Here is a 12,844-nt window from a genome sequence, read left to right as displayed (position 1 = left end):
CGGCCGGCTGAGCCGGCCCGGTTCCGGAAGGAGTTACGGAACCCGTGACTCCGCCCCCGTGGGGGCTTCTCACTCGCTCGCCGTGGCGAGCTGGTGACGGTCAAGCCCTGACCGCCGCCCAACATACGCACACGGCTTCGGCTCTCCCGGGCTGAAGCCAGGGATTCACTCGGAAGAGGTAGCTGATGGACGCTGTGACCCAGGTCCCCACCCCCGTCAACGAGCCGGTGCACGGCTATGCCCCCGGCTCGCCCGAACGTGCCCGGCTGGAGGCCCGCCTCAAGGAGCTGGCCGACAACCCGGTCGACCTGCCGTGCACCATCGGCGGCGAGAAGCGCATGGGCGGCGGTGAGCCCTTCCAGGTCGTGCAGCCGCACCACCACTCGGCGGTCCTCGGCACGTACCGCAACGCCACCCAGCAGGACGCGCGGGACGCCATCGACGCGGCCCTGGCCGCCGCGCCCGCCTGGCGCGCGATGCCGTTCGACGACCGCGCCGCGATCTTCCTGCGCGCCGCCGAGCTGCTGGCCGGACCGTGGCGTGAGACCATCGCCGCCTCCACCATGCTCGGCCAGTCCAAGACGGCCCAGCAGGCGGAGATCGACAGCCCCTGCGAGCTGGTCGACTTCTGGCGCTTCAACGTCCACTACGCCCGCCAGATCCTGGCCGAGCAGCCCCCGGCCAACTCCCCGGGGGTGTGGAACCGCCTCGACCACCGCCCGCTGGAGGGCTTCGTCTACGCGATCACCCCGTTCAACTTCACGGCGATCGCGGGCAACCTGCCCACCGCCCCTGCCCTCATGGGCAACGTGGTGGTCTGGAAGCCGTCCCCGACCCAGACCCACGCCGCTGTGCTGCTGATGCGGCTGCTGGAGGAGGCGGGCCTGCCGAAGGGCGTCGTCAACCTGCTGACCGGTGACGGCATCGAGGTCTCCAAGGTCGCCCTGGTCCACCGCGACCTCGCGGGCATCCACTTCACCGGTTCGACGAAGACCTTCCAGTACCTGTGGAAGACGGTCGGCCAGAACATCGAGAAGTACCGTTCGTACCCGCGTCTGGTCGGCGAGACCGGCGGCAAGGACTTCCTCGTCGCGCATCCGAGCGCGGACCGGGCGGTCCTCAAGACGGCGCTGACCCGCGGTGCCTTCGAGTACCAGGGCCAGAAGTGCTCGGCGACCTCCCGGGCGTACATCCCGGCGTCCCTCTGGAACTCCGGTTTCAAGGAGGAGTTCGCGGCCGAGGTCGACTACCTGACCATGGGCGACGTGACCGACCTGTCGAACTTCATCGGCGCGGTCATCGACGAGCGCGCCTTCGCGAAGAACAAGGCGGCGATCGACCGCGCCAAGGAGGACCCGGCCTGCACGATCGTCGCGGGCGGCACCTACGACGACTCGGCCGGCTACTTCGTGCGCCCGACCGTCATCGAGTGCGCCGACCCGGAGAACGACGTCTTCCGGACCGAGTACTTCGGCCCGATCCTCGCGGTGCACGTCTACGAGGACGCGCGCTACGACGAGATGCTGACCCAGATGGAGTCGGTGTCCGACTACGCGCTGACCGGCTCGGTCATCGCCAACGACCGCGCCGCGGCGGCGTACACGGCTCAGAAGCTGCGCTACGCGGCCGGCAACTTCTACATCAACGACAAGTCGACCGGTGCCGTGGTCGGCCAGCAGCCCTTCGGCGGCGGCCGTGCCTCCGGCACCAACGACAAGGCGGGCGCCCCGCAGAACCTGCTGCGCTGGACCCTGACCCGCGCCATCAAGGAGACGCTGGTCCCGCCGACGGACTACACGTACCCGCACATGGGCTGACACCCAGCGGACCGTGAAGCCCCGCCCCCGCCCCGGACTCCCCTCCGGGCCGGGGGCGGCGCCGCACCGGCGACGAGGGGCATTCCGGTGCGGAACACTGGGCCGATGACCGTCCGGGTCCGTACCGTCCACACCGCCGACCTCGACCGCGCCGAGCTCCGGGCCGCCCGTGACCTTCTCGACGCCGTGTTCGAGGGGGACTTCGGCGACCCGGACTGGGAGCACGCACTGGGCGGGCTGCATGTGCTCGTGCACGACGAGCGGGGGCTCGCCGCCCATGGATCGGTGGTCCAGCGCCGTGCCGGTCACCGGGGGCGGTGGCTGCGCGTCGGACACGTCGAGGCCGTGGGCGTCCGCGCCGACGTGCGGCGCCGGGGACTCGGCGGACGCGTCATGACCGAGCTGGAGCGCATCACCGAGCGCGCCTACGACCTCGGCGCGCTCTCCGCCAGCGACGACGGTGCCGCCCTGTACCACGCCCGCGGCTGGCGGCTGTGGCGCGGCCGCGTCTGCGCCCTCGGCCCCGGCGGTGTGGTGCGCCTCCCCGAGGAGGAGGACTGCACCTTCGTACGCACCACGCCCGGGTGTCCCCTCGACCCGGCGCACGAGCTGGTCTTCGACTGGAGGGACGGGGACGTCCTCTGACGGTCCCGAAGTTTCCGCAGTTCACGGCGGTGTGACCGGATCGGCTGTCTCAGATAGTAGGAAGTCCGAGTAATTGTGGAGACACGGACGCGGTCCTCGCTTAGCTTTGTAGGAGCCGAACGTCTCGCTCGACCAAGCGAATGGCGGTCGTGAGCCGGGCCCCGCGCAGGCCACCCCTGCGGCACCGCTCCCCGCCTCTTTGAGGGCACCGCCCACGCCCATCAGGCAGTGGGGGAGTCTCACACCCCCCTCTTTTCCCGCACTCCAGGATTGTCGAAGGAGTCGATCCCCCCATGGCCGAGACGACCGCCCGCCGCCGAGTCCGTCGTGTTTCCCGGACGAGTGAGTCCGACCGCAAGAACGCCGCCGCCGCCCTCCAGCGCGCCCTCGACCGCCGGGACAACGGCGGCGAGACGGGCCACTGAGCCGTACCCTCATCCGGATGACCGGGGCATGTCCGTATCCCGGACGCCTCGTGTCATCCCATGGGACAAGGAGTACGGTGCCGTCATGTCTCGCAGCATCAATCTCGCAGTGATTCCCGGTGACGGCATCGGCCAGGAGGTCGTGACCCAGGGGCTCAAGGTCCTCTCCGCCGTTCTCCCGCAGGATGTGAAGCTGGAGACCAAGGAGTACGACTTCGGCGCCCGGCGCTACCACGCCACCGGCGAGACCCTCACCGACGCCGACCTGGAGCAGCTCAAGCAGCACGACGCCATCCTCCTCGGCGCGATCGGTGATCCGTCGGTCCCGTCGGGTGTCCTGGAGCGCGGTTTCCTGCTCAAGCTCCGCTTCGCCTTCGACCACCACGTCAACCTGCGGCCCTCCAAGCTGCTCCCGGGTGTCGAGACCCCTCTCGCGGGCGAGCCCGAGATCGATTTCGTCGTGGTCCGCGAGGGCACCGAGGGCCCGTACACCGGCAACGGCGGCACCATCCGCACCGGCACCCCGCACGCGGTCGCCACCGAGGTCTCGCTGAACACCGCCTTCGGCATCGAGCGCGTCGTGCGCGACGCCTACGCCCGCGCGCAGGCCCGTCCCCGCAAGAAGCTGGCCCTCGTCCACAAGAACAACGTGCTGGTGCACGCCGGTCACCTGTGGACGGACATCTTCGAGAAGGTCGGCGAGGAGTTCCCCGAGGTCACCACCGAGTACATGCACGTGGACGCGGCGACCATCTACCTCGTCACACAGCCCGAGCGCTTCGACGTGATCGTCACCGACAACCTCTTCGGCGACATCATCACCGACCTGGCCGCCGCCATCTCCGGCGGCATCGGCGTGGCCGCCTCCGGCAACATCAACCCCTCCGGCGCGTTCCCGTCGATGTTCGAGCCCGTGCACGGTTCGGCGCCCGACATCGCGGGCCAGAGCAAGGCCGACCCGTCGGCCACCGTCCTGTCCGTCGCCCTCCTGCTGCGCCACCTCGGCTACGAGGCCGAGGCGGCGCGCATCGAGGAGGCCGTCTCCGCGGACCTCGCGGAGCGCGTGGGCGGGCCCGCCCGCACCACCGACGAGATCGGCGACGCCCTCGCCGTACGAGTAGCCGGCTGACCCCGCGCCGCTCACCCCTCCTGAGAAGGCCGCCGGGTCGCCATCCGCACCCGGCGGCTTTCCCATGCCCTCGCCGGGTGTCACCATCAACCCACCCCTGCGCAACCAAGGGCCGCATTCACACTGTTTCTCCGGCTGCCCCCCGCTTGCGATAATCGAGCGCGGAGCCGCGGAATGAGGGAATGCTCGGACGTCCTAGCACTGGCCACTGACAGTACGGGCGTGAGCGCGGCCCGTCACAACAACCGGTGAAGGACAACCATTCATGACGACGCCCACGATCGAGCTGAAGCCCTCCGCCCACCCGCTCTCCGACGCCGAGCGGGAGGCGGTCCTGGCCAACCCCGGGTTCGGCCGCCACTTCACCGACCACATGGTGACGATCAAGTGGACCGAGGGCCGGGGCTGGCACGACGGCCAGCTCGTCCCGTACGGCCCGCTCTCCCTGGATCCCGCCAACATGACCCTGCACTACGCGCAGGAGATCTTCGAGGGACTCAAGGCGTACCGGCAGCCCGACGGCTCGGTCGCCACGTTCCGCCCGGAGATGAACGCCCGGCGCTTCCAGCGCTCCGCCCACCGCCTGGCCATGCCGGAGCTGCCGGTCGAGACGTTCATCGAGGCGTGCGATGCGCTCGTCCGGCAGGACAAGGCGTGGGTCCCGGCGCACGGGGGCGAGGAGTCGCTCTATCTGCGCCCGTTCATGATCGCCACCGAGGTCGGCCTCGGGGTGAAGCCGGCCAACGAGTACCTCTTCCTGGTGATCGCCTCCCCGGCCGGCGCCTACTTCGCGGGCGGCGTCAAGCCGGTCTCCATCTGGCTCTCCGAGGACCGCGTCCGCGCCGTCCCCGGCGGCATGGGCGACGCCAAGACGGGCGGCAACTACGCGGCCTCCCTGCTCGCCCAGGCAGAGGCCGCGGCCAAGGGCTGCGACCAGGTCTGCTACCTCGACGCCGTGGAGCACAAGTGGGTCGAGGAACTCGGCGGCATGAACCTGTACTTCGTGTACGGGAACAGGATCGTCACCCCGTCACTGACGGGCTCCATCCTGGAGGGCGTCACCCGTGACTCCCTGCTGACGGTCGCCCGCGACCTGGGCTACGAGGCGGAGGAGGGCCGCGTCTCCGTCGACCAGTGGCAGGCCGACTCCGAGAACGGCTCCCTCACCGAGGTCTTCGCCTGCGGCACGGCGGCGGTCATCACCCCGGTCGGCACCGTCAAGCGCACGGGCGCCGAATGGAAGCAGGCGGACGGCGGGCCGGGCAAGGTCACCCTCAGGCTCCGCGAGGCCCTCCTGGACCTCCAGCGCGGCACCCGCGAGGACACGCACGGCTGGATGCACCGGCTGGGCTAGGGGGTGTTTCGAAAGTCCTGTGCGGTGCCCGCGGTGTCCGGTGCGTGCTCTCGGCTCCGTTCGCGCGGGCGGTGCCCCCACGACACCGCTCCTCGACGGGCAGACGTCGCCTGCCGGGGCACTGGACCCCGGACACCGTCGGGGCCGCCCCGGATCCCGTGCCGGGACGGCCGGACACCCCGCCCGGCCCCGTTCGCCGGCCGCCTTCACCGGCCGGCGCGGCGGTGAGGGGCGCGGCACGCTGCGCGCTCTGGGACGGCACGGCGGAACGCGGCGTCGACGACCGCATCCTGAGACGGCTGTGAGCGCGGGGGCGGATTGTGCCAGACTGTCCCCGTGCTCTCGTTCGTCATGATTATTGGCAGCAGGCGCGCCGGTCCGCAGTGACCGCCACGTACGACCAGGTACGGGCGGCCACCGTCGTCCTCGACCCGCGCGCAGACCTCTCGCACCCGCGAGAGGTTTTTCGTTTTCCTGGACCACCCCACGCCAGGAGGGAAGCGCGAGGGACCATTGGAGGGACGGTGGAGCCGGTCATTCCGGTAAGACCGAGATTCAACACAGGAGCCTTGAGACCATGACCGCATCCAGCGAGCTCGACGATTCGTTCCACGTCTTCGACACCACGCTCCGTGACGGCGCGCAGCGCGAGGGCATCAACCTCACCGTTGCGGACAAGCTGGCCATCGCGCGGCACCTGGACGACTTCGGCGTGGGCTTCATCGAGGGCGGCTGGCCCGGCGCCAACCCGAGGGACACCGAGTTCTTCGCCCGCGCGCAACAGGAGATCGAGTTCAAGCACGCCCAGCTGGTCGCCTTCGGCGCCACCCGCCGGGCGGGCGGCAACGCGGCCCAGGACCCGCAGGTCAAGGCACTGCTCGACTCGGGCGCGCCGGTGATCACCCTGGTCGCCAAGTCCCACGACCGCCATGTCGAGCTGGCCCTGCGCACCACCCTCGACGAGAACCTGGAGATGATCCGCGACACGGTGTCCCACCTGCGGGCACAGGGCCGCCGGGTCTTCGTCGACTGCGAGCACTTCTTCGACGGCTACCGGGCGAACCCCCAGTACGCGAAGTCGGTGGTCCGCGCGGCGGCGCAGGCGGGCGCGGACGTGGTCGTCCTCTGTGACACGAACGGCGGCATGCTTCCCGCGCAGGTGCAGGCGGTCGTCTCCACGGTGCTGGCGGACACGGGTGCCCGCCTCGGCATCCACGCACAGGACGACACGGGCTGCGCGGTCGCGAACACCCTCGCCGCGGTCGACGCCGGCGCAACGCATGTGCAGTGCACCGCCAACGGCTATGGCGAGCGGGTGGGCAACGCGAACCTGTTCCCGGTGGTGGCGGCCCTGGAACTGAAGTACGGCAAGAAGGTGCTGCCCGAGGGCAGGCTCCGCGAGATGACGCGCATCTCCCACGCGATCGCGGAGGTGGTCAACCTCATCCCTTCCACGCACCAGCCGTACGTGGGCGTGTCCGCCTTCGCCCACAAGGCGGGTCTGCACGCGTCCGCGATCAAGGTGGACCCCGACCTGTACCAGCACATCGACCCCGAACTGGTGGGCAACACCATGCGGATGCTGGTCTCCGACATGGCGGGCCGCGCCTCCGTGGAGCTCAAGGGCAAGGAACTGGGCGTCGACCTGGGCGGCGACCGCGAGCTGGTCAGCAGGGTGGTCGAACGCGTCAAGGAACGCGAACTCAAGGGCTACACCTACGAGGCGGCGGACGCGTCCTTCGAACTGCTGCTGCGCGAGGAGGCGGCGGGCCGGCCGCTGCGCTACTTCCGCACGGAGTCCTGGCGGGCGATCGTGGAGGACCGCCCCGACGGCACCCACGCCAACGAGGCGACGGTCAAGCTGTGGGCGAAGAGCGAACGCATCGTCGCGACGGCGGAGGGCAACGGCCCGGTGAACGCCCTGGACCGCGCCCTGCGCGTCGCCCTGGAGAAGATCTACCCGCAGCTCGCCGCCCTCGACCTGGTCGACTACAAGGTCCGCATCCTGGAGGGCAGGCACGGCACGCAGTCCACGACCCGCGTCCTGATCTCCACGTCGGACGGCAAGGCCGAGTGGTCCACGGTCGGCGTGGCGGAGAACGTGATCGCGGCGTCGTGGCAGGCGCTGGAGGACGCCTACACATACGGGCTGCTGCGCGCGGGCGTGGAACCGGCGGAGTAGCCACCCGTGCGGCCAGGGTCGCCGGGGGCCGGTTCACCGGACGGGACACCGCCCCCGCGACCCGGCCCCCGGCGACGGACTACTGCAGCCGCCACTTCTGGTTGGCCGCCCCCGTGCACGACCAGATCTGCGCCCGCGCCCCGTTCGCCGACGACCCGTCCGTCACATCGAGGCACTTGTCCGCCGCGAGGTCGACCACGTCACCGGTCGAAGTGCTGTACGACCACCGCTGTGCCTCCGTCCCGTTGCAGTCGTACAGCTGCACCTTCGCCCCGTCCGCCGTCGAACCCCCCGAAACGTCCAGGCACTTCCCGAGCGCCTGGACCGACCCGTCGGCCTTCACCGTCCACCGCTGGGCGTCCGTGCCGTTGCAGTCGTACAGCTGCACCGCCGTCCCGTTCGCGCTCGACGCCCCGGCCACGTCCAGGCACTTGTCCGCGAGACCCATGAACGCCCCCGACCGGTCACCGCCGCCCGACTGCGTGCCCGACCATGTGAACGTCGCCGACGTCTTACCGGGCAGCGTGTACGTCGCGTGCTGCCCGCCCCAGCCGATCGTCACCGTCTTCGCCGATGACGCGTCGTTGTAGGCGATCAGGGCCTTCGAACCGTCGGGATTGCGCCACGCCACGTTCGGCACCGCCGAACTCGCGGTCGACGCGATGCGCTGCGCGCCCGGCCGGACGAACTTCGTCAGATGGCCCATCGTGTAGTACTCGATCGTGTAGTCGACCGTCCCGCCGGCCCCGTCCCCGTTGTGGACGGTGATCAGTCCGGTGCAGGTGCCGCACCCGCCGTTGTGCGGGCCCATGTCCTGGTCCACCGCCAGCGACCACTTCGTCACCGACTTCGCCCAGTTCCGCGTGTAGTCGACGATGTCGATCATGTCCTCGCGCTGCTGGTTCGCGATCCAGGTGCCGCCCGAGTGCTCCGTGCCGAACGCGTCCAGCACCGGGTACCGGTCGTGCACGGCCGACTGCTTCGTCACGTCGCCGCCGTAGCCGTGCCAGGCGATCCCGCCGAAGTTCGGGTGCGAACGGATCGCCGCGTCGTCTACCGTCTGCGCCGCGTAGGAGTCGTAGGTGTCCCAGTTCCAGTCGTGCGCCAGCACCTTCGTCGCCAGGCCCGCCGTCTGCAGCTTCGGCAGCAGTTCGTTCTTGGTGAAGTACGCGAGCCCGGAGGCGTTCCAGCTCATGGACGGATAGCCCGAGCAGCACGTCGGCTCGTTCTGGGCCGTGACGTAGGCAACCGGGATGCCCTGGTCCCGGTACGCCTGGAGGTACTTCACGAAGTACGACGCGTAGGCACCGTAGTCCTCCGCCTTCAGCCAGCCCCCGTTCAGCTGTCCGCTGTCCTTCATCCAGGCCGGCGCCGTCCAGGGCGTGGCCATCACTGTGAGCGAGGGGTTGAGCTGGAGTGCCTGCCGCGTCAGCGGCACCACGTCCGCCAGATCGTGCCCGATCGAGAACCGCGTCAGGCCCGGGTCGCTCTGCCCGGCCGGCACGTCGTCGTACGTGTAGCCGTACCGCGCCAGGTCGGAGGCGCCCATCGGGTTGCGCAGGAACGACAGCCCGATCCCGTCCGCCGGCGAGAACAGTTTCCGCATGGTCGCGTCCCGGGTCGCCTGCGAGAGCGCCCCGCTGCCGTTCATCAGCCAGGCCGCGGTGTCCGTGAAGGACGCCCCGCCGCCGGTGAAGGTCTGGTACCGGGTGTTCTCGTCGACCGTGATGTACTCGCCGTCGCCGCCGGTTCCCGGCTGGAAGGCGAACGGGGCCTGAGCCTGGAGACCGCGCACGACATGGCGCCCGCCGGCGTCGTCGGTCGTGGTCAGCCAGGCGGTGATCTGCTCGCCGGCGGCGTGCGCGGGCAGGCTGCCTGCGGCGGTGAGCCCGGCGGTGGTCAGCAGTCCGGCGAGGAGCGCACGGACCGCGCGGAGGGGCCTTTTCATGGTGCGCCGCCCTTCTGGGGGTGGGGGTCGGGAGGCGTGCGAGGTGCGTGAGTGAATGACGGCACCGACACGGCGTCAAGAGGGTGCGCGTTCAGCTTCCGAAGGGACAACAGTCCCGTTCCTGCCGGAACTTGACTCTGTACCTGTTCTGACGTGAAGTCTTGACGGCTTCGAGGGCCCCCAGTTAACTCACGCCGTGATCTAAGTCGTAAGTCAAGCATGTGGACCACGACAGCCAAAGGGAAGGCCCATGCGAAGAACCGCCCTGCTCGCCTCCGCCGCCCTGCTCACCGCCCTGCTCCCGCTCACCACCGCCGCCACCGCGTCCGGTGCCGACGACCCGCCCCCCGCCCCGGTCGACCGCTTCGAGGGAGAGGTGCCCTTCGCCGGCCAGCCCGCCGAGGGCATCTTCACCTGGGGCGGAGACGCTGACGACCCGCCCGCGCTGCAGCTCGCCGACCGCGCGGACGCCCCCGAGGGCGCCAAGGTCCTCAGCGGCAGCTACGACATCAGCGGCTACGGCGGCTTCACCCACGACTTCGCGGCCGACCGGCCCGCCCACGACTGGTCCGCCCACAAGGGCATCCGCTTGTGGTGGGACGGCCAGGACAACGGCAAGGAGATCGCCTTCGAGATCAAGGACGGCGGCGCGAACGGTGAGGCGTCGGAGCTGTGGACGACCTCCTTCACCGACGACTTCACCGGCTGGAAACAGATCGAGATCCCCTTCACCGACTTCACGTATCGCACGGACTACCAGCCCGTCGGCGGCATCGACCACGTCCTCGGCCTCACGGAGATGTGGGGCTATGCCGTCACCCTGCCCGTCGGCGTCAAGGGCCGCTTCGCCATGGACGACGTCGAGCTGTACGGGAGGGCCGACCAGTCCCTGCGGGCCTCGGTCACCACGGACTCCGCCGTCTACCCGGTGGAGGAGGGCGGCACGGCGCAGGTGAAGGTCACCGTCGCCACCACCGGCAACGTCCCCCTCGACGAGCCGGTCACCGTCACCTACGCCACGGCCGGCGGCACCGCGGAGCCGGGCACGGACTACACCCCCGTCGACGGAACCCTCACCTTCCCGGCAGGTACGGCCTCCGGGACCACCCACACCGTCGAGGTTCCCACCCTGCGGGACAAGGCCGCCGAACCCGCCGAGACGGTCCCGCTGAAGCTGACCGTCACCGGCGCCAAGGCCCCCGCCGAGATCCCACAGGCCGTCATCGACGCCCACGGACTGCCGTACCTCGACAGCAGGCTTCCGGTGCGCAAGCGCGTCGCCGACCTCCTGTCCCGCATGTCCCTGGAGGAGAAGGCCGGCCAGATGACCCAGGCCGAGCGCGCCGCCCTCACCTCACAGGGCGACATCGCGGCCTACGGCCTCGGCTCGCTCCTGTCCGGCGGCGGTTCGACCCCGACGCCCAACACCCCCGAGGCATGGGCGAAGATGGTCGACTCGTTCCAGCTGAGGACGCGGGCGACCCGCTTCCAGATCCCGCTGATCTACGGCGTCGACGCGGTCCACGGCCACAACAACCTCGCCGGCGCCACGATCATGCCGCACAACATCGGCATCGGGGCCACGAGGGATCCCCGGCTCGCCGAGCAGACCGGAGAGGTGACGGCCAGTGAGGTCCGCGCCACCGGTGTCCCCTGGGACTTCGCACCCTGCCTGTGCGTCTCGCGGGACGAGCGCTGGGGCCGCAGCTACGAGTCCTTCGGCGAGGACCCGGCCCTCGTGGAGTCGATGGAGACGATCATCCAGGGCCTCCAGGGGCGCGCGAACGGCAAGGACCTGAGCCGCGACGACAAGGTCCTCGCCACCGCCAAGCACTTCGTCGGCGACGGCGGAACGGAGTACGGCTCCTCCACCACCGGCTCGTACACCATCGACCAGGGCGTCACCAAGGTGACCCGGCAGCAGTTGGAGGCCGTCCACCTGGCGCCCTACCGGACGGCCGTCGACCGCGGCATCGGCTCGGTCATGCCGTCGTACTCGTCCCTCGACGTCCTCGGCGACGGCCGGGGCCCGGTGAAGATGCACGCCCGCGCCGACATGATCAACGGCGTGCTCAAGGGCCGCATGGGCTTCGACGGCTTCGTCATCAGCGACTGGGCGGCCATCGACCAGCTCCCGGGCGACTACGCGAGCGACGTCCGCACGTCCGTCGGCGCGGGCCTCGACATGATCATGGTCCCGTACGCGTACAAGGACTTCCTGACGACCCTGACCGACGAGGTGAAGGCGGGCCGCATCAGCGAGCGGCGGATCGACGACGCCGTCTCCCGCATCCTCACGCAGAAGTTCCGGCTGGGACTCTTCGAGCACCCCTACGCCGACACGAGCGGGGCCGCGCGGATCGGCTCCCCGGCGCACCGGGCCGTGGCCCGCCGGGCGGCCGCCGAGTCCCAGGTGCTGCTGAAGAACGCGCACGGCGTGCTGCCGCTGAAGAAGGACCAGAAGGTGTACGTCGCGGGGTCCAACGCCGACGACCTCGGCAACCAGACCGGCGGCTGGACCATCACCTGGCAGGGCGCCTCCGGCACCCACACCCAGGGCACGACCGTCCTCCAGGGCATGCGCAAGGCGGCCCCGGACGCGACGATCACCTACTCCAAGGACGCCTCGGCGCCGCTGGACGGCTACGACGTCGGGGTGGTCGTCGTCGGGGAGACCCCGTACGCCGAGGGCGTCGGCGACGTCGGCAACGGCAACGACCTGGAGCTGTCCGCCGCCGACAAGGCCGCCGTGGACCGGGTGTGCGGCGCCATGCGGTGCGCCGTGCTGATCGTCTCCGGGCGCCCGCAGCTCATCGGCGACCGGCTCGGCGGCATCGACGCGCTCGTGGCCTCCTGGCTGCCGGGCACCGAGGGCGACGGCGTGGCGGACGTCCTGTACGGCAGGCGTCCCTTCACCGGCCAGCTCCCCGTCACCTGGCCCAGGTCGCAGGACCAGCTGCCGATCAACGTCGGCGACGCCTCCTACGACCCTCAGTTCCCTTACGGCTGGGGCCTCACCACGCTCACCGGGGTCCCGCAGGGCGGCACGGCGACGCTCAAGGCACTCGCGCGCGCGGCCGCCGCGGCCGAGCGGACGGGATCGGCACGCGCGGGGCGGGCGATCGTGACCCGGGCCCGGCTGATCGTCCAGCGGAAGGCGGGCTCCGCCATGACGGAGGCGTTCGCGGGACCGTTCGCGGACGCGGACCATCTGCTGCTGACGGGGAGGTACGCGGCGGCGGTGGCGAAGCTGACGGAGGCATACCGGGCGGCGTGACGCTCCGGGGGCCGATCCCGGCGGGTGGTGCGTGCGCACGATACGCACCACCCGCCGAATGTACGTA

Annotated in this window: 8 protein-coding genes; 7 read left to right on the top strand and 1 reads right to left on the bottom strand. The window is 70.6% G+C overall.

Features of this window, described 5'->3' with window-relative positions:
• The first annotated feature begins 185 nt into the window (after window positions 1–185).
• From pruA to cimA, 6 genes are all read left to right on the top strand, one after another.
• The gene (gene pruA / locus ACFSL4_RS24945; protein ID WP_381087098.1) at window positions 186–1,817 is read left to right on the top strand and encodes an L-glutamate gamma-semialdehyde dehydrogenase; all 1,632 of its coding nucleotides are present in this window, start codon (window positions 186–188) and stop codon (window positions 1,815–1,817) included.
• Between the two features lie 105 nt (window positions 1,818–1,922).
• The gene (locus ACFSL4_RS24940) at window positions 1,923–2,462 is read left to right on the top strand and encodes a GNAT family N-acetyltransferase (RefSeq protein WP_381087095.1); all 540 of its coding nucleotides are present in this window, start codon (window positions 1,923–1,925) and stop codon (window positions 2,460–2,462) included.
• Window positions 2,463–2,755: 293 nt separating this feature from the next.
• Window positions 2,756–2,887, top strand: a complete 132-nt coding sequence (locus ACFSL4_RS24935; protein ID WP_381087093.1) for a hypothetical protein — start codon at window positions 2,756–2,758, stop codon at window positions 2,885–2,887.
• Between the two features lie 85 nt (window positions 2,888–2,972).
• Complete coding sequence (locus tag ACFSL4_RS24930) at window positions 2,973–4,016, top strand: 3-isopropylmalate dehydrogenase (protein ID WP_381087090.1); 1,044 nt, start codon at window positions 2,973–2,975, stop codon at window positions 4,014–4,016.
• 265 nt (window positions 4,017–4,281) lie between these two features.
• Complete coding sequence (locus tag ACFSL4_RS24925; RefSeq protein WP_381087088.1) at window positions 4,282–5,370, top strand: branched-chain amino acid aminotransferase; 1,089 nt, start codon at window positions 4,282–4,284, stop codon at window positions 5,368–5,370.
• 577 nt (window positions 5,371–5,947) lie between these two features.
• The gene (cimA, locus tag ACFSL4_RS24920) at window positions 5,948–7,552 is read left to right on the top strand and encodes a citramalate synthase (protein ID WP_381087085.1); all 1,605 of its coding nucleotides are present in this window, start codon (window positions 5,948–5,950) and stop codon (window positions 7,550–7,552) included.
• Window positions 7,553–7,631: 79 nt separating this feature from the next.
• Here the strand turns inward: cimA and ACFSL4_RS24915 are convergent, their stop codons facing one another.
• Window positions 7,632–9,500, bottom strand: a complete 1,869-nt coding sequence (locus tag ACFSL4_RS24915) for a lectin (RefSeq protein ID WP_381087082.1) — start codon at window positions 9,498–9,500, stop codon at window positions 7,632–7,634.
• A gap of 250 nt (window positions 9,501–9,750) precedes the next feature.
• Between ACFSL4_RS24915 and ACFSL4_RS24910 the strand changes: the two genes are divergently transcribed.
• On the top strand, window positions 9,751–12,777 hold the full coding sequence (locus ACFSL4_RS24910) for a glycoside hydrolase family 3 protein (RefSeq protein WP_381087079.1): 3,027 nt from the start codon (window positions 9,751–9,753) through the stop codon (window positions 12,775–12,777).
• Window positions 12,778–12,844 lie beyond the last annotated feature (67 nt).

The organism is Streptomyces caeni (genome assembly GCF_042678285.1).
Lineage (GTDB): Bacteria > Actinomycetota > Actinomycetes > Streptomycetales > Streptomycetaceae > Streptomyces > Streptomyces caeni.
The sequence above is the reverse complement of the archived record's forward strand: the minus strand, read 5'-3'. Positions and strand labels throughout refer to the sequence as shown.